Source organism: Pedobacter nototheniae (genome assembly GCF_032678625.1).
Lineage (GTDB): Bacteria > Bacteroidota > Bacteroidia > Sphingobacteriales > Sphingobacteriaceae > Pedobacter > Pedobacter nototheniae_A.
The window spans coordinates 128,303-145,070 of the sequence record NZ_JAVTSO010000008.1; the positions used below are offsets into that span (position 1 = coordinate 128,303).

17 protein-coding genes and 1 tRNA gene are annotated in these 16,768 nt (G+C 35.8%); 13 read left to right on the plus strand and 5 right to left on the minus strand.

All coding sequences use genetic code 11. The annotated features are described in order from the left end of the window. Nucleotides 1-68: 68 nt before the first annotated feature. The 10 genes from R2Q77_RS19430 (at nt 69) to R2Q77_RS19475 (ending at nt 9,311) form a co-directional block, all read left to right on the plus strand. Nucleotides 69-1,124 carry a reverse transcriptase family protein gene (locus R2Q77_RS19430; RefSeq protein WP_316805370.1) on the plus strand — a complete coding sequence of 352 codons (1,056 nt, stop codon included), beginning with the start codon at nt 69-71 and terminating at the stop codon, nt 1,122-1,124. 365 nt (nt 1,125-1,489) lie between these two features. After that, nucleotides 1,490-2,692: a hypothetical protein gene (locus R2Q77_RS19435; protein WP_316805371.1), complete on the plus strand. Its 1,203-nt coding sequence runs from the start codon at nt 1,490-1,492 to the stop codon at nt 2,690-2,692. A gap of 2 nt (nt 2,693-2,694) precedes the next feature. Beyond that, nucleotides 2,695-3,324, plus strand: a complete 630-nt coding sequence (locus tag R2Q77_RS19440; protein WP_316805372.1) for a P63C domain-containing protein — start codon at nt 2,695-2,697, stop codon at nt 3,322-3,324. Nucleotides 3,325-3,664: 340 nt separating this feature from the next. Then, the gene (locus tag R2Q77_RS19445; protein ID WP_316805373.1) at nt 3,665-4,915 is read left to right on the plus strand and encodes a hypothetical protein; all 1,251 of its coding nucleotides are present in this window, start codon (nt 3,665-3,667) and stop codon (nt 4,913-4,915) included. 213 nt (nt 4,916-5,128) lie between these two features. Next, complete coding sequence (locus R2Q77_RS19450) at nt 5,129-6,325, plus strand: hypothetical protein (protein WP_316805374.1); 1,197 nt, start codon at nt 5,129-5,131, stop codon at nt 6,323-6,325. A gap of 58 nt (nt 6,326-6,383) precedes the next feature. Then, nucleotides 6,384-6,692 carry a helix-turn-helix domain-containing protein gene (locus R2Q77_RS19455; protein ID WP_316805375.1) on the plus strand — a complete coding sequence of 103 codons (309 nt, stop codon included), beginning with the start codon at nt 6,384-6,386 and terminating at the stop codon, nt 6,690-6,692. Between the two features lie 514 nt (nt 6,693-7,206). Beyond that, complete coding sequence (locus R2Q77_RS19460) at nt 7,207-7,461, plus strand: helix-turn-helix domain-containing protein (RefSeq protein ID WP_316805376.1); 255 nt, start codon at nt 7,207-7,209, stop codon at nt 7,459-7,461. Beyond that, complete coding sequence (locus tag R2Q77_RS19465; RefSeq protein ID WP_316805377.1) at nt 7,448-7,777, plus strand: hypothetical protein; 330 nt, start codon at nt 7,448-7,450, stop codon at nt 7,775-7,777. Before R2Q77_RS19460 ends, R2Q77_RS19465 begins: the two co-directional genes overlap by 14 nt. A 4-nt stretch (nt 7,778-7,781) precedes the next feature. Then, nucleotides 7,782-8,330 carry a BfmA/BtgA family mobilization protein gene (locus R2Q77_RS19470; RefSeq protein ID WP_316805378.1) on the plus strand — a complete coding sequence of 183 codons (549 nt, stop codon included), beginning with the start codon at nt 7,782-7,784 and terminating at the stop codon, nt 8,328-8,330. A 3-nt stretch (nt 8,331-8,333) separates the two neighbouring features. Continuing rightward, nucleotides 8,334-9,311 carry a DUF5712 family protein gene (locus tag R2Q77_RS19475; RefSeq protein ID WP_316805379.1) on the plus strand — a complete coding sequence of 326 codons (978 nt, stop codon included), beginning with the start codon at nt 8,334-8,336 and terminating at the stop codon, nt 9,309-9,311. Nucleotides 9,312-9,335: 24 nt separating this feature from the next. On the opposite strand, the gene R2Q77_RS19480 is transcribed toward R2Q77_RS19475, so the two are convergent. From R2Q77_RS19480 to R2Q77_RS19490, 3 genes are all read right to left on the minus strand, one after another. Continuing rightward, nucleotides 9,336-10,280, minus strand: coding sequence for a hypothetical protein (locus R2Q77_RS19480; RefSeq protein ID WP_316805380.1), 945 nt, complete (start codon nt 10,278-10,280; stop codon nt 9,336-9,338). After that, nucleotides 10,280-11,278, minus strand: a complete 999-nt coding sequence (locus tag R2Q77_RS19485) for a DGQHR domain-containing protein (protein ID WP_316805381.1) — start codon at nt 11,276-11,278, stop codon at nt 10,280-10,282. The genes R2Q77_RS19480 and R2Q77_RS19485 overlap by 1 nt, the downstream gene beginning before the upstream one ends. A 154-nt stretch (nt 11,279-11,432) precedes the next feature. After that, nucleotides 11,433-11,837 (minus strand): helix-turn-helix transcriptional regulator, encoded by a 405-nt coding sequence (locus tag R2Q77_RS19490; RefSeq protein ID WP_316805382.1) that lies wholly within the window; start codon nt 11,835-11,837, stop codon nt 11,433-11,435. 125 nt (nt 11,838-11,962) lie between these two features. On the opposite strand from R2Q77_RS19490, the gene R2Q77_RS19495 reads away from it, so the two are divergent. Genes R2Q77_RS19495 through R2Q77_RS19505 form a run of 3 tightly spaced genes read left to right on the plus strand, consistent with a single transcriptional unit; the run spans nt 11,963 to nt 14,477 of the window. Beyond that, nucleotides 11,963-12,859 (plus strand): HEPN domain-containing protein, encoded by an 897-nt coding sequence (locus R2Q77_RS19495; RefSeq protein WP_316805383.1) that lies wholly within the window; start codon nt 11,963-11,965, stop codon nt 12,857-12,859. Further along, nucleotides 12,852-14,171 carry a hypothetical protein gene (locus tag R2Q77_RS19500; RefSeq protein ID WP_316805384.1) on the plus strand — a complete coding sequence of 440 codons (1,320 nt, stop codon included), beginning with the start codon at nt 12,852-12,854 and terminating at the stop codon, nt 14,169-14,171. Before R2Q77_RS19495 ends, R2Q77_RS19500 begins: the two co-directional genes overlap by 8 nt. Nucleotides 14,172-14,180: 9 nt before the next feature. Continuing rightward, the gene (locus R2Q77_RS19505) at nt 14,181-14,477 is read left to right on the plus strand and encodes a hypothetical protein (RefSeq protein ID WP_316805385.1); all 297 of its coding nucleotides are present in this window, start codon (nt 14,181-14,183) and stop codon (nt 14,475-14,477) included. Between the two features lie 312 nt (nt 14,478-14,789). Here R2Q77_RS19505 and R2Q77_RS19510 read toward each other — a convergent pair whose 3' ends face one another. Both R2Q77_RS19510 and R2Q77_RS19515 read right to left on the minus strand, forming a co-directional pair. After that, nucleotides 14,790-16,133, minus strand: coding sequence for a site-specific integrase (locus R2Q77_RS19510; protein ID WP_316805386.1), 1,344 nt, complete (start codon nt 16,131-16,133; stop codon nt 14,790-14,792). A 245-nt stretch (nt 16,134-16,378) separates the two neighbouring features. Continuing rightward, nucleotides 16,379-16,451, minus strand: a tRNA-Lys gene (locus tag R2Q77_RS19515). Nucleotides 16,452-16,768: the final 317 nt, after the last annotated feature.

The window sequence follows — 16,768 nt, forward strand, 5'->3', positions numbered from 1 at the left end:
CTCTTTGAAGAGATATTTTATAATTTTAAATAATTGGGCGCTTATGGGTCTGTATTTAGTAGTGATGTATGGATAACGGATTCTCTAGGGATTTTTTGCGTAAGACTGCTATCGCTTATAAAAGGCCTCAAGAGTTAATTGAAAGGTTAGATCAGTACGCGGCCAAATTGATAGCAGACAGTTTGCCTGTTATCTTCTCACCATTACATCTAAGTATTTTAATGGGTATTGAAGAAGACGACTTCAATACGGTTCTTAATAAACGTCATAGCTATTATAAGCATTTTCGCATTAAGAAGAGACGCGGTGGATTCAGGTATATAAGCGCACCAAAAAATGAGCTGCTAAATTACCAATATTGGATCAAGGAGTTTATCCTGGATAGTCTTTCGTTCCCAGACTATCTAACTTCATATCGTAAGGGAATTTCAATTGCACAGAATGCGTTTCCACATCAAGGAAAAGAGCTCATTATCAAATTTGACCTTAAGGATTTTTTCGATCATATCACGCAAGATAAGGTTTTCGGGATGTTTAAGATCCTTGGTTTCAATGAATCAGTGGCGATAGATTTGGCAAGAATTTGTTGTATTGAATCTGTTCAACGCTACGGTAAAAGCTACAAAAAAAATGCTGTTATACCACAGGGTGCACCTACAAGTCCAACGATATCCAATTTTATAGCAAGCCGAATGGATATTAGGTTAAATGGATATGCTTTAAAAAATGGATTTTCATATACACGCTATGCGGATGACCTTACATTTTCAGGGTCAGTTAGCAATAAACTAAAGAAGTCGGTGATTGAGAATATTATTAGAAAAGAAGGTTTTTTGGTGAATAATGAAAAAACGACCTATGTGACATCCTCGAATAATCAGTTGGTTACTGGCATAAACGTTAATCACCACGCTTGCGTGCCAAAGAAGTTCAGAAAGAATATTCATACACATCTTCACAACTGCCTGAGATTTGGCCCATATGCGAATTTAGAGCGTTTAAATTCAAGTGATAAGATAAATTATAATGGTTGGCTTTTAGGTAATATTCACTATATATCTGCACATCATCTAGTAGAGGGAAAGAAGATGTTGAAGAAGTTCGAACAGATAAATTGGATTTAGTTGTTTATCCATCTGCTTTTGTCTTTAAACTTCAAAAGTTTGTAGTTTTTTCAATTTACCAAATCTTCGTTAATTTTGGATCGTTAGAATCCTCGCGTAATGAGGTGCTATTCTTATATTTTTTATAGTAAAAGTATTTTAAAATGCTATTAATCGTTAAACTGTCCTACAGCACTAACTAAATTATCAATGATAAATCAGTGTACGTCAGAGAAACTACACAAAGTCATTTAGAATTTATAGACCTCCATTATTTGGAACCGATTTTCATTAAAAAATGTACTAATACATTTTTTAATATTTTAAAATAGTTTTATTGACACTTTTAATTATATTTGCAATGTAAATATAGGAGTGTTATTATTATGGGAGAGTTTAATGTTGATGATTTATTGGGGAAGATCATTTCTGATATGAATGATGGAGGCTCGGAGACATTGGCCACTGTATTTGAGAAAAGGTTGGCTGATCTGGATATTAATCAGACCACTGCTGCGGAGATTATGGGAATTCAGCATCGAGGACTAGTTGGCGTCCTTAATGGTACATTGAAGAGAGTTGATTTCTTAACTTTAATAAAGTTATCTTCTTTTTTGCAAAGACCAGAAAGGGAGGTCTTAGAATTGTTTATGAAATCCTTTAGGGAGCAGCTCCCTTCAAAAGACAATCAGGAAAAAGTAGAGTTTATTCGAGATAATTTTGATCTAGCCACATTAAAGAAAGTTGGTTTTATAAATGACATTACCGACTTCGATGAGGTTGAGGAAAAAATCTGCAAACTCTTTCATTTGAGTAATGTGCTTGATTATAAGCCATCTAATATTGTTCCTGCCTTTAGTTCTGGTAAGATAAAAAAGACAAATAGCCTCAGTCAGAATATCTGGTTAACTAAAGCTGAAGAAATTTTGAAAGACCTTAATAATCCTTACACTTATAATAGAGATAAGTTAATAGAATTTTTTCCGAAAATAAGGTGGTATTCTACTCAGGAAAAACTTGGTTTAAAAGATGTCATATCACAGCTTTATAAGTGTGGAGTTAGTGTTGTTTTTATGCCTTCTTTTCCAAATCTACATGTACGTGGGGCAACTATTCCGGTAGATGGCAAACCAGCCGTGATATTGACTGATTATAAAGGGTTTTATGCTACATTATGGTTTGCTTTAATACATGAGTTATATCATGTTCTCTTTGATTGGGAAGAGATATCTCAAGGAAGTTATCACTTAAGTTTAGATGAAACAGAGAATGCAGTTCTGGCACAGAAGGAGATGGAAGCTGACAGTTTTGCTAGAAAATATCTTTTTTCTAAGGAGAAATCATCAATGATAAAAAGACACCTTAATAATCATCAAGAGGTAATAAAATTTGCCAAGTTTAATGATGTCCATCCATGTATGATTTATTTGTTTGAAGCTTATGATGCCGGTAATAAGGCAACTAATTGGATGAAAGCAAGAACCTATAATGTTGATGTATCTCAAAGTTTAGGAGATTTGAGTTCTGCTTGGGATAATCTTGAAAGTATTAACAGGTATGTACTCCGTAATAGACAACTATATAGTTAATTATGAAAAAAAGAGAAAATAATAAGATAGTTGATAGCTTTTCGCAACCTAATGTTGACAAAAAGCAAGACCAGCTGAGTAAGGAAGCTCTTCAAGAGTTAATTTTTGATCTTACAGAAGCGCCTGTTAAAGAAAAATTTTCTGATTTTAATCTTGACAGAGAGAATGAGAAGATACTATTAACAGGTGGAAGGGAAATCTCCTTGTCTGATATAAAGGACAACCTAGATAAGTTCATAACAGCATATGCATCTGAATATACTAAGCGGTTCCCTCAATCATTTTATGACGAGATTTATAGATTGAATAATTGGCCAATTCCCAAGAATAAGACGTTCCGTAAATATATTGTTGGTAGATATACTAATGAACTTATATATAGGAGGTTTACTAACGAGGGACTGTCAAAACTTCAAAGGGTGAATCCTTATGTGCAAATGTTTAGTAGAGCATTTAAGCATTTTCAATTTCTAAGTGATGAAGCCAAGATATTTCTTGATCAATTTATATACGAGGCAACGGAGTGTATGAAAGAATGTACTACATGGTATGAGTTTAGATTGAAATATGGATTGAAATATAACCTTAATGTACAATTGAGGATGTTTGAGGAGTTAGGTTTAAAAAAATAGATTAAGGAGATATGAAAAGTTAATAGTTTAGATATTGAGATGATAGATAAAATAAAAAACTCAGGAAGATCCTACTCAACCTGAGTCCTTATAAATTTTACATCATCATCAAGCCAATCAGCTAGGATTGAAAAGAAGATTTAGTAAATGCGTTCGTCTAAAAACGCTGCAAAGGTATAATTTGTTTTATATGCAGCAAAAATAATTCCACTTCTTCTTTTTCTGATTGATTTCATGGTCGCTTATTAGCGAAAGGTGTGAGAATATGTTGTTTTCACAGCTAGTCAACCATGTCAATGTTTTTTGACGGAAAGTTTATTAGATTTTAAAATGAATAAGGATGGAAAGAAAAGATTTCTTCGTACAGAAGAATTACAAAATGGAAAATTTTGTGGGCGGTGAAGGTTATGTACACTCTCATCAGTTAATTGACTTAATAAAAAATGAAGAAGTCAAAGATTTGATTGTAGCCAAATATGAGCTCGAAGATGATACTAGGATTGAATTTGATAAGATAGATTTACTTGTGCCATTGGTAAAGAAGTATACCTCTCGTTTTGAGCAAATCCGACTCATGGCTACCAACGACAACGTTATCACATCATTTGATGTAGATAATGATGTTATTTTCACGATTAAAAATGCTGAGATTGAAGGTGCAGTAGTAGATGAATTGATAGCTACAGGACTTTATAACTCCGTAAATATGTTTTATGAAGGAAGGAAATTAAGTCAGTACATCAATTTTTTGAAAAAGAATGTTCGAGATCAACATTTATTAAATGCGGTCAATACATCTTGGCAAGATCATTATTTGGAGAAAGGATCGAAATTATCACCGCGATTGTATCGATTGTTGTATGATAGTGTAGACGGAGGATATTTTTTAAAAAGTATTAATTCAGATAAGTACAGGGAGTATGGAGTGGCAGAAACTTTTGTATTAACAATTTTAGAATTACATCGAATTAGTACAGTTGAAGGACGTAGTTTCAATATCAGCTCCATTGCCTTAAGTGAGTCTAAAATCGAGATAATTCTCCCAAGTTCTCACCAAACGTATTTGAAAGAATTGGGATATATTCATCCATCAATAGCTATTCGCAATGAAGATCAAGGAAACACCTCAATTGGATTTTATAGTTCTTTAGAATTTAAGTTAGCTCATGAGGATGAGAACGGCAAACTGTATTTTTTTCCTAACAAGCGTGTTAAGGATATTAAATTAGATAAAACAATTAATCACACAGTAGTACCTAAAACATTCGTCGAGAGCTATGGAAGTATATCAGAATTCTTTCACGATATAGATTTCTTCAAAGAGGAGTTTTATTTCTTAAAGGAAGCCACTTCGCCGGACAGCTTACGAGCGAAGATAGAAGAAAAAATTATAAGTCCTCGTAGTCCATTTAGAGGAATAAAAGAATTGAAGGATTTGTTTACTAGGGACAAAGTTGGACATCTGGATAATCTAAGCACACTTCTAAAATTATGTGGAAAAGCTGAGATGATAGATATGAATTATGATTTGAAATTTGAGCTTCGGTATATAATTTCAAATGTTCTTCTATATGGTAAACATAAAGAATAAGGCGACTTAAAAAAGGTCTTTTTGTGAAAACAACAAAACCAACAGGTTTTCAGTTGGTTTTGTTGTTTATTCAGATGAAGAACCGCTAAACACGGTGAATTTGTGCTTTAGGGTAAATAAAATGACTCATTAGAACAACTCTGGTTTATTATTAACTTATTGACTAACTAATTTCATTAATTTAGCAATAATAGTTTCTAAAAACTGAACTGTATGTTTTTCCATCACCTCAAAAATTTCAGCCCTTATTCCGGCCATATTTATGACGGCATGAGAGTGCCGTTAATCAAGAAGAAAGACAGCTATATTGAAAAAAGTGATAGCCGTTTTGATTTGCTTAACCGTTTAGGCTATTTTCCTTTTAAAGAACTTTTACGGAACGATCAACCATATTTCATAAGCGATATTGAGTTGTTTGAATTTTTGCAGACCAATACAGATCATTTAGAAAATTACGAAGTCAGTTTTTTTATGGACTGGAATTTTCAGGCTAAAGAGAATTTTGTAGAACTATTTATTAATGGTTATGGACTCGGGATAAAGGAATTTAATAGCAACATTGTTCAGTCCAATACCCTTCCTTCTGAACAAAAAATATCTTATCTACGCAATTTCTGCCTATTCTGTCTTGATTTCTTATACTTTGATGGAGAGTTAGATAAGGGCTTGTTTTATAATTTAGGTTACTTGCAAGCTAATCTTTATCGGGGCTTTGTTGAAATCAATAATTTAGAAAGCGCCCAACCTGGGGGAAGCCCCGGATTGCGCTTTCATTATAACGGCTATGGTAAGAACTTAGGTAATATCAATAACGAAAATATAACCGAAGAACAACCCAGTGTCAAAGTCAAATCAGAAGTTAAGCCCTCCGAGTTTATTGATTTTGACCCTTTTGAATCCACTGATGATGTAACTGATAGTGAAGTTGTAGCAACCGAACGCATAGAGCTTCTTTGTAATTTAGAGGAAATTAAATCGTTATGGCTGATACTTACAGCCCCACTAGTCACCAAAAACGGTAAAGAAGAAGCGATATTTGATACTGATCAATTGTCGAAGTTTCTGGGGGCATCTTTTAGTTCGGGTGCATTTCCAGATGCTTTCATACCATATGACAAAGATTTGAATAAACGTACTTCTAAGGGCGATATGCGTCAAGTACTGAACGCATTAATGTATGCAACATACAACGTTAATCATGAATATAACCGTAAAGTTACACAAATGGAATACGTAGGTATTTTAAAAAGACACTTCACTGTCTTTTCAGGTTCTGAGCCTATGAGCATTAAGAACACAATGTCTACCAATAATCCAAAAGGCCTTGAAATAATAAAGAACAGCAAATTGGTTAATCCTTATGTAGAAGAATTGTTAAACATCCTTAAAAAACATAAATTATTACATTAATGACATTGTAAATTTATATGTTTTTGTGCTATTCCTTTGTGTCCATAAAACGAATATTATGGACAAAGAAAAAATCTTATTTACCGTCCTATCTAAAGAAGAGCTTTCCGCCATCATGGAAACATCTGTTAGAAATGTTATCGGTGAATGTGACATTAAAGCATCCGGTACAGACCAGTTACTAAATGCCAGGCAAGCAGCCAAACTAATCAACTACAGAAGACCTACGCTTTATGGTCTGGTCAGACAGAACAAAATCCCTTTTTCCAAAACAGCAGGCAAATTGCTGTTTTCCCGAAACAAATTACTGGAATGGGTCGCTAACGGTAAACATAGCCCCACAGCAAAAAGTCCCCCGCAAGAATAAGGTGTATAACTGCTTAGCTATATAACCGATAGGCTGTCTATCTATATAACCATATAGCTAGATAGTTGGCAGGCCATATATCTATATAACCAATACGCGGCATATCTGCATAACAATATAGCTGATAAGCAATATATCTACGAACCTATTATAGCGGGTTATGTGTAACAAAAACAGAGGACACATCCATGAACAGCATACCGTTAATGGGCTTGTGGTTATGTAAGACAGCATGTTCTAAAGTGGTAGAAAGGCGGTTCAGACAGTCAGTCCCCTTTCGGGGTTTGAGCAAGCGGAAGTTGGGCAGAGCCCTACTTTCTTGCCCCTACGCTATCACTAGATGGGTTCAAAGTATCCTCCGGGGATACTTTCAGGGGTTACAAGCCCCCAAACGCAATAAACAGGATACCCGGCGGTATCCTGAAAATATAGCCACTAGGCTATAGTAATACAGTGAAATAATAACATAAAATAACAGAAAGGAGCGCAATTTATGAAAATGGATATTATCACAATGGAAGACTTACAACAGTTCAAGACGGATTTTTTGGAGGAAATGAAAGGTATCATAGGGCAGAAAAAAGAAAGCCAGAACAAACAATGGTTAAGAAGTTCCGAGGTCAGGAAAATGTTAAACATATCGCCCGGTACTTTGCAGAACCTCCGCGTTAACGGCACGTTACCGTTCCGTAAAATTGGCGGTAGTATGTTTTACAGCAAATCAGAGATAGATCAGATCATGGAAGGAGGACAAAATGCAAAGCTATAATATGGATTACCTGAGCATACAAAAACACGCCCTTAGTAGTTACTTTGAGCATGTGGCATCGGATGAACGATTGTTTCCAACTCATATCAGCCTGTTTATGGCCTTGTTTTATTTCAGTAGTGGAGAACACCCCGGCGCACCTTTTCAGATCAGCAGGCCAAAGTTAATGCGTTTTTCACGCATCCGATCAATAGCAACCTATCATAAAAATATTAAGGACTTGGTAAGTTACGGCTATATCGAATATAAGCCCTCATGGCATCCCCAGAAGGGTACACAAATCAGGCTGACTTTTGAAACAATAGATAACAGATAAGCAGATGGAAGATCTTAATGTTAAATCTATACGTTACCCGGTAACGGTAGATGATAAGCTGGAAAAACTTACTTTAAAATTTGGGCGTACCAAGCGGCTGTTTTTCATTCAGATGGTTGACTATTTCTATAAGAGCAAGAAAGACCCCTCAGACCTTAGCGATGAAGTATTGAAAAAAGAGCTAATTAACGGCGTAAGCAGGATCATTTCTTTTATCCGCCAGCAGGAAAGCGATTTCCTCATGCCTATTTTGTCGGACATTGGAAACCTTATTGCTATCGCAAATGTACACACCAAATACTTTAAAGGCATTAGCCAATATGCGTTAAATGATGAAGAGCAGACCAAACAAATCCTTATGCGTATGGCACTTCTCGACAAAGCTATTGCCATAACACAAGCCAGTCTGGATGATAAGGCAGTATTAAAAGCCAACTTCAAAAAGATACTGGAGTATTATATCACGCACCGTGAATCATTGGGCTGGCCTGTATCCGCTGTAAAAAAAGAAGAACTGCAAAGTCATGTAAGGGATTCCCTCAAAAAATTATAATGTATGTTTATCAACATCACAGCATCCGAGACAGGCAATAACAAAGGGAGCAGCGGCGCACTGGTCAATTATCTGGAAAAGGAAAACCACCTGCAACCCGAAAAAGGCAGAGGCTTACCACAGGAAAATTGGTTTAATGGTACAGGAAACGAAATCAGCCGGCAGGAAGTCAGGATGAAGATAGACCGTAATATTGCTAAACTCGGCCGTAACGACAATAAGTTTTTTCTGATTAATATCAGTCCGAGCCAAAAGGAACTAGCACACCTGTTCGCCAAATATGGCGAACAGGGTGCAAAGGACAAGTTAAAGCAGTTTGCAGTGAAGGTAATGGACGAATACGCCCGGAATTTCAAAAGACCAGGCATTAACAGTCACAAAGATTTAGTTTGGTTCGGGAAACACGAAAACTACCGTTATTACAGCCACAACGATAAAGAAGTTAAAAGTGGGACGAGGCAAAAGGGAGCGCGCAAAGAAGGCCGTCAAATGCACATACAGATCATTGTCAGCCGTAAGGACAAGAACAATACCATAAAATTAAGCCCGCAAAATACCTCAAAAGGGACAAATAAAGAACATTCTGAAAAATTAGGACAGTTTAATCGTACTGCCTTTAAACAATCCGGGGAAAGTCTTTTTGATGAGTTTTTTGAATTTGAAAGGGGGCTGAAAGATAGCCTAGCTTATGCCAATACCATGAAGAACGGAACAGCCGTACAAAAATCACAGATGCAATTATTAGGCAATCTACCTGAACATCACACCGGGCAGAATAATATGATTAGAGAATTAAGCAGGAACGTGGCAAACGGGCTTTTTGAAACCACAGGACAGATGGTCGCATCCGCACCAAATACGGGAAAGGATTTACTTACTATTTTATTGGAACCTGTTTATGAAGCACCACAAATAAACCCCGAAGAAGAAGCCGCAATCCGCAGGAGAAAAAACAAGAAAGGAGTTAGCAAAAGTAGATAATCAAAAAATTATAGATTCCAGTCCTCAATTATTAAAAATTGATATGCCTTTTAGCTTGAAAAAATCCTTTCTAATTTTTTCAAAATCTTTTCCAAATTCACTTCTGGTATTGTATTCATTATATAGTGTATTTGCATACTTGAATAGAAATGACGAGAGAAAAGAAATCGCATTAATTTGATTTTCCAACCTCGAATCATTATTAATTGATAAAATACCCCTTATTAAATCTCTCTCCTCAAATTTTAAATCTTTGTTTATCAATTTTTTATCTAAATCTAATAAAGAGGAGTCACCATGATAATTTAATTTATTCCTTAAATGAGATGGAAATTCCGATTTGAAATATATGAAATAATTTAATAGAGATTGAAAAATAGTCTTTTCATCAGCATCACAAAATGGCAAGAACTCCCTAATCGTATTTTCTAATTGAATCCAACTGAGTTTATGAACTCCCTCTCCTTTATTACTTAAATTTAATATTATGTTACCGTTTGCACTTTCCCCGTTATAGCTAAAATAATAGTTGCCAGGTTTGACACTTATGATAGTACCATACATGGCTAAGCTAAAATTTTCCAAATTTCTGGCTTGGTCTTGTTGCAAAAAAATAAACCCTTTTCGCATCAAACGAAAAAAGGCGGTCATGGAAAAAAAAGATAGATAATACATCGTCACGAAAGACCACGTTGAAGAGTTATTTTTTGAAACAACGAAATCATTATATTGAACGAAACATTTGTTCATAAACAGCTCAATATCACAATGTAAAGCCTTGTAGAAATCTGACTTAGATATTTCTATTTCATAAATATTGGCTGAAATTTTACGCAATTCAATGAGCTGAGTTGTCAAGACTTCCTTGAAGCCCCAATGTTCAACCTTAGTTTTTTTTATGCCATACCCAATGCTGGGAATTATAGATTCGTTCCTTATTCGGAAATAGTTCTGACCAAATAATTCCATTAAAATAGATCTTCACTATCCATAGCATTATATCGCTTCTCATATCCATTAAGTTCTCTCCGCATATCAGAAACAACCTTGTTGAAAGTTGCGTTACTTGTACCTGTATAAAGATCAAAAGCAATTCTGGAAATTGGGTCTAAACTATTGGTCAACGATTCGACCTTTAGGTCTCCGCTATCTTTTAAGGCGGCATCTATTATTTCATTAAAGATCGCAAATAAAGACCTAAATAATGTTGAATTTGTTAGTTTTGCTTTTTCGGATTTACTTCTCTTAAATACGAGTTCCGCCGCTTCGAGATAGTTTTTGACCCCTTTGTAGACTGTATCGATATCCTTATCTTGGAAAAAACCACTTTCAAAAAGTTCATTTGTAGCTTGGTTAAATGAAACTCTAGTAATTTTACCAACTTTACTCTTAGCTGGTGACATTAATCCAGCTAAAACACTCTCTTTGTTTAATCTATCAAACAAATCCCTTTGCTTTTCTTCTTTTTTAGACTCCCTTCCTGAAAGATTTTTAATATCAAGTAACAAAGTTGTAGGAACGCCTTTTTGGGTCGTATTTATATCAATAAATAGATTAACCTCAGAAGCAGTATTTAATCCGTTAAATATTACTACTGGTATATCATAAGTTTTTGTTGCTTTTAGCAATCCATATAGTCTATGTTGCCCATCCAAGACCATAAAGCTACTTGGTGAGGTTAGGAAAGCAATCTTTCCCGTTTCTTTGTCAAACCTGAATTTTGCGGTATCTTGAGCACTAAGGATGAGTGCCGAGGGTATAATTCCCTTATTTTCATCTAAGTATTTAGCGATATCTTTAGCTCTAGATTCATTTAGAGTTCTCTGAAAACCTTTTTCTGCATCTTCATCTCTTCTGGAAATAAAGCATACTTGCTCTAATATACTATTTGGCAATATTGCTACATAGAATACTTTATTATTTTGTGTGCAATCTAAAGCATTATAACGGACTGTTTTGGGTGGCATAAAAATGTGTTTAAGTAATTGTTCAATTCGCCAATTAGAATTAGTTTGTGGTTATTAACGACTAACTACCCATTTTAAATTCTAAGCACAAAGACGGTATTCGATTGTACTTCAATAAAGAGATTTCATCTGGATTGAGAGGTTAAAAATTAAGTTACTTGCTTTTTTTTAATATTTCTATTTTATCCTGCTCACTTTGTAACAGTCGTTCCAGAAGGGCAACCTTTTCATCGTAAAGTTCAATTATCTTTTCCAATGGATTTATGGTACACAAATAATTGTTGTTATTTGAACTGCTATCAGTAAAAGTGTTGCCTATAATATTAAACACTGCTTCGTCATTAAAATTTCGTATCCCTTCGCTCGGCACACCTAATACCTTGGCAATTTGTTCTAAAAGCTCTTCTTCAATCTTCTCGCTTTGTTCGATTTTAGAAACAGTTTGCTGGCTAATACCCAATTCCATAGCCATTGCTTCCTGCTTCATTCCTCTTAACTCACGAATCCGACCGATTTTTCTTCCAATATGCAAGTTGTTAAGTTTGGTTGTTGTTTCCATAGGAACAAATATAAAAAATTATCACGCAGTAAAAAACAAGTAATCAGGCGTAATATACCACGCATTCCGGTTCGGTACGTACCTGATCGGGATGAGATTTGGTTTTTAATCAAACGCTAGTTATTATGGAAACACAAATCTCATTACCTGTATTCGAGCAAAAAGCTCATTTTAAAGACTTCATACAATCTATTGTTCAGAAGTTCCAACCCCTACAGATTTTCTGTTTTGCAAGAAATGCTTTATCAGAAGAGACGGCAGGATGTTTTTTTGAAGAGCAAACAAAGTATAAATGTAATTACTGTTTGCTTTTGGTTACCGAAAGTCCCACCCGAATTGATTATGAGGTGCAGGATTTTTCAAATACACATTATAAACATGGGACAATTACCATCTTATGTCATGGAAGAGAATCAATCGAAGAAGCCATAAAAGCCAACAGCCGCTTTTTCATTACCGTTTATAGGGTTGGAAAATTGATCTACAGCCATGATGGCATGACCAATCTTGATTTTCCCTTTTGTTTTATTCCCAGTGTAGCTGCAATAAAAGCAAAAAAACACTTTGATTACATACTGCCGTTAGCAGAAAGTTTCCTGATTGGTGCAAGTGAATGTCTGAATAAAGAACAGTATAATGTTTGTGTATTTATGCTCCATCAAGTAGTTGAACAAACATGTATTGGATTAATCAGAGTTTGTCAGGCTTATCGTTCAGAAATACATAATCTCCATAGGCTCTTACGCTTATGCTGTAGTTTTTCGTATGAACCGATCAAAACGTTTTTATCTGGCAGCTACGAAGACGAAAGGCTGTTTGATATATTACAAAAAAGCTATTCTGGTGTCCGTTATAAAAATTCATTTGTTGTTTTAGCTGATGATGCTTGGCTATTGTACAACAAAGCTGTAGTGTTTATAGCACTTGCTAAGGATATGTGTACCAATAAAATAGTACAGCTACAGCAGGAAGCCGAGCAATACAAGGAACTTGCCGGAGAAAGTGAGGTGGACGATGAATAAGGCAATTAAATCACCACCTGCCGGGTTACAGTTCTTTAAACTTCCATTTGAAAAAGGCACACTAAGGCTGACCCGGTTAACCCTAGACAAACATTCTGATTTTAGGAGAACAGAACGACCTTATCAAAGCATTGATGTCCGGAAAATCTCTTACCATAACGAGATATTGACTATTGGCATTGAACTCGAAAACGAAAATAAAGAAAGGGTTTATTTACAGGCAACGGCTACAGAATTGCTGGTAAGTTGCAGTGTAGATACCCATGAAGCCTATTTAAGCCGTCATGCTTATTTGGCTTTAAATCGATTGATTCACTTCGATGACCACTATGATTTTGACAAGTATTATTGGCCGGGATTCTTTGATACGAAAACAGGCAAAAGTAAATTCCTGACTGTAATTAATGACAGGCAGGGTTTAGATGTATACCTGAAGCCTAGATATTCTAATTTCTATAAACCGGAACAGCAACTAATATACCCGCTTAACGATACAAGAGATAAAGTGCGTGTGAATCTGAAGCAAGCCAAAGAAAGTATCGCAGGCGAAAACGGTGAGACTATAGGTTATTGTTTGGCCGATACATTATTAAGATCATGGCATTCTAATCACCTTCCTTTCTTAATTCCTTATTCGGGACTATTGACAAACAAAAAGGATGCTGTTAAGACCTACGTGAATTTCATTAAAGATCAAAAGGACTTACCTGTACTGGATTATACACCTGTTCAGCAAAAGCTAAATCAACTTTGCTTTAAAATGATGGAACTGGCTTTAATCAAGTCGCCTGAATATCAAAGCACTGAAAAAGAAAAGGAAGACATTAAAAAGGATAACATCCGAAAAAGAGAGAAAGTATTCCTTTTATGGCAACAGGCAATTCCGCTATTGAAATGTCAGTTATTTGCCAGTCATTACCATACGCTTGGTATGAAGAACATAGTCGGTAAACCCAGAAAAAAAGATATGCCCGTCTGTTCTTTTTCTATGGAAGTTCCTAGAATTTGCTTCCTGTGGCTGGATAAAGGGGATTATTACGAATTAAGGTTACGCTTTAAAGTGGGTAAAAAAATATTCATACCGGAACAACGCAATGTTACATTTTTCATCAGTGCGAAGAATGACCCCAAAAGGTTCTATCTGCTGGAAACCTTAACCGATTATACTGTTCTGACCTATTTTGAAGAACGGAAACTTAATATTTCAGTACTTAAAAGCCATTATCAGCAACATTTTAAAGGCTTTAAGGAACAATTGGCAAGGGTCTATGAATTTATAGAAAGTCCTAAACCTTCAATTGCAATTAATTAACTAATCTGTATGGACTTAAATCTTATTATTATGGAAGACGTAATGAAAGAGCTGGATTTCCAGCCCGCAAACTTAACCAACTATGAAATGGAAAATCCTTTGAACGTGATGATCGACTTTTTTGGCAATCATGCCCTGCATGATATAAGGGAGAAAACATGGCAACTTTACAAAGGGTGGATAAATGCATCATCTGATTTTGCCGAGGGAAAGGAAAGTACCGATATGCTGTTTTTTTATACCCAACTTATAAACTTTATGAATGCAAGCTATATATACACCGAGAAGAAGAAGTCAGAACTGTAAAAATTTGAAGCCTTATGTATAATTGCAATGGCCATGTTTCAAAGGCCAATAAATAGAAGCCACCACAGCAATGCAGTGGCTTTTATCATGAATGGATAGGCTCTTTTAATTTATCCCCACGCTCGGTGTGGCTTGCGAAACCCAGACGCACTGTCTTTGCACTGTTCTCGCTTTTGGCATTTACGGAGTGGTGGCCGTCAGTTTCCTTCGGTTGAGGCCTGGACATTGCAGAGCCGAACGTTCAGCCACTTTTGGCGCACTTTACAAGGACTAAAAGCAAGCCCGAAACAACGTTTCAGGCTTGTTTGGCGTTTATACCGCTGTCTGGAATTTCTCCCGTAGTATGGCTACATCCGCAATTATTTTATGGTCTGTAGCATCAATAGCCAGTATTTCATCTGTAATTATTTTACCAGCTATAGCTTTTACAGCTACAGCGGGGCTTGCGGCAAACATTTCTCTTAATGGTGCCATGTCATTACCCACTTTTTCATCCAATATCTTAGCGTAAAGCTGGGTAGTACGTAGGTTAGTATGCCCAAGCATTTTAGAAACACTTTCAATCGGTACACCGTTCATTAAGGTTACTGTAGTAGCGAAAGTACGTTTGGCAATGCGGTTGCCCAGCTTTTTGTCTACTTCCGAAAGGGCGGCAATTTCTACCAGATATTCGTTCATTTTCTGGTTACTGGAAACAGGTAAAGCCTTTCCTTGATTAACGCATACAGGACAGTCTTTATATTTGTTCAGTATGACTTCTGCAACGGGAAGTAAGGGAATTGCTGCTCTTGTATCTGTCTTTTGTCTGTAGGTCACTATCCAGCGTTCTCCGTCAACCCCGATACCAATATCTGATGACTTTAGTTTTTGAACATCCGCATAAGACAACCCTGTATAGCAACTGAACAGGAAAAAGTCCCTTACCTGTGAAAGTCTTTGTGTGGTAAAATCCTTTTGCGCTATTCTTTGCAGTTCATCCGCTGTCAGGTAATTACGGTGTACTTCTTTGGATTTTAATTTATAGCCAAAGAAAGGATCGCTACTGATCCATTTGTTACTTACGCAAATGCGGATGATCTTTCCTAAGTTTTTAAGGTGTTTGACAGCGGTATTGTTGGTGTTTGCTTTTTGACTGCGCAGGTAAAAATCAAACCCGCTGATAAATTCATGGTCTACATATTTTACCTTCAGGTCGCTTTTACGGTATTGAAAAGAGAGATATTCCGAAACGTGCCTTCCAAGTACTTCAAATCTTTTGAGCGTTCCTTTGGCATAATCTTTCCCTACTAAAACTTTCATGTTCTTATTATGCGCTTTGATGGCTTCACACAAGGTATGCGCTTTTTTTGCTTTGCCCAGATACCTTAATTTAACATTTTCAGCGGTTATGTCTTCTTCTTCTACACATGATAGCGTATGTGAAGCAGTAACGCCCGCTTTCATTTTGTCCAGATAGGCATTAAAGTTTTTGGTTTCTTCCTTTGTGCCTGTCATGTGTCCGGCCTTCGTATTCCATAGCCCTGGTTCACATTCCCGGCTGGTAGCAAGTTCGGCACGTTTGCCGTCAACGGTAATTCTTAAATAAACAGGAACAGCACCTTTAGTGTAATTTTTTGGCTTTTTCAGGTAGAAAAGCAGACTGAAACTTGTTTTCATAATCAACTGATTTAAGGTTAACAAAAGTAGCCTTGCAGTCAGTGTACGTCAAGTCGTTCAATAGATGAAGTTTCTGTAAATCAGAAACTTACATTCAATTTGGTGAGTAAATAAACAACTAAATTACTCACCGAATCACTCACTTTTTATATGTGATTTTTTGAATATTTTAGTGTTAACCGTAAAAGCAAAAAGCCTGCAATCAATTGATTGCAGGCTTTTGTACGTTTTGTTACTATTCTTTGTGATCCCGCTGGGATTCGAACCCAGGACCACTACATTAAAAGTGTAATGCTCTACCAGCTGAGCTACGGAATCATCTCTTCTTAAAACGTCTCCGTTTGTTTGAAGTGCTGCAAATGTAGGGTTCTAATGCATGTTTTGCAAATATTTTTTCTCAAAATCCCTTAGTTTGTTGATTTATAGGAAGATTAATTATTGTGCAGATAATTTAAATATGAGGCTACAGGCCGGAGATCCAAATTTAACAGGATTTTAGGGCTTTATCGACTTGTTTTCGGATTCAAAAGATTAATTATTTACCCGATGTAGTATAATTTGAAAATCACGCAAACGTTTGATGGTGTAATTTTTAAATTATTTGTTTAGTTTGGCACCATCAATCAAAACCAATC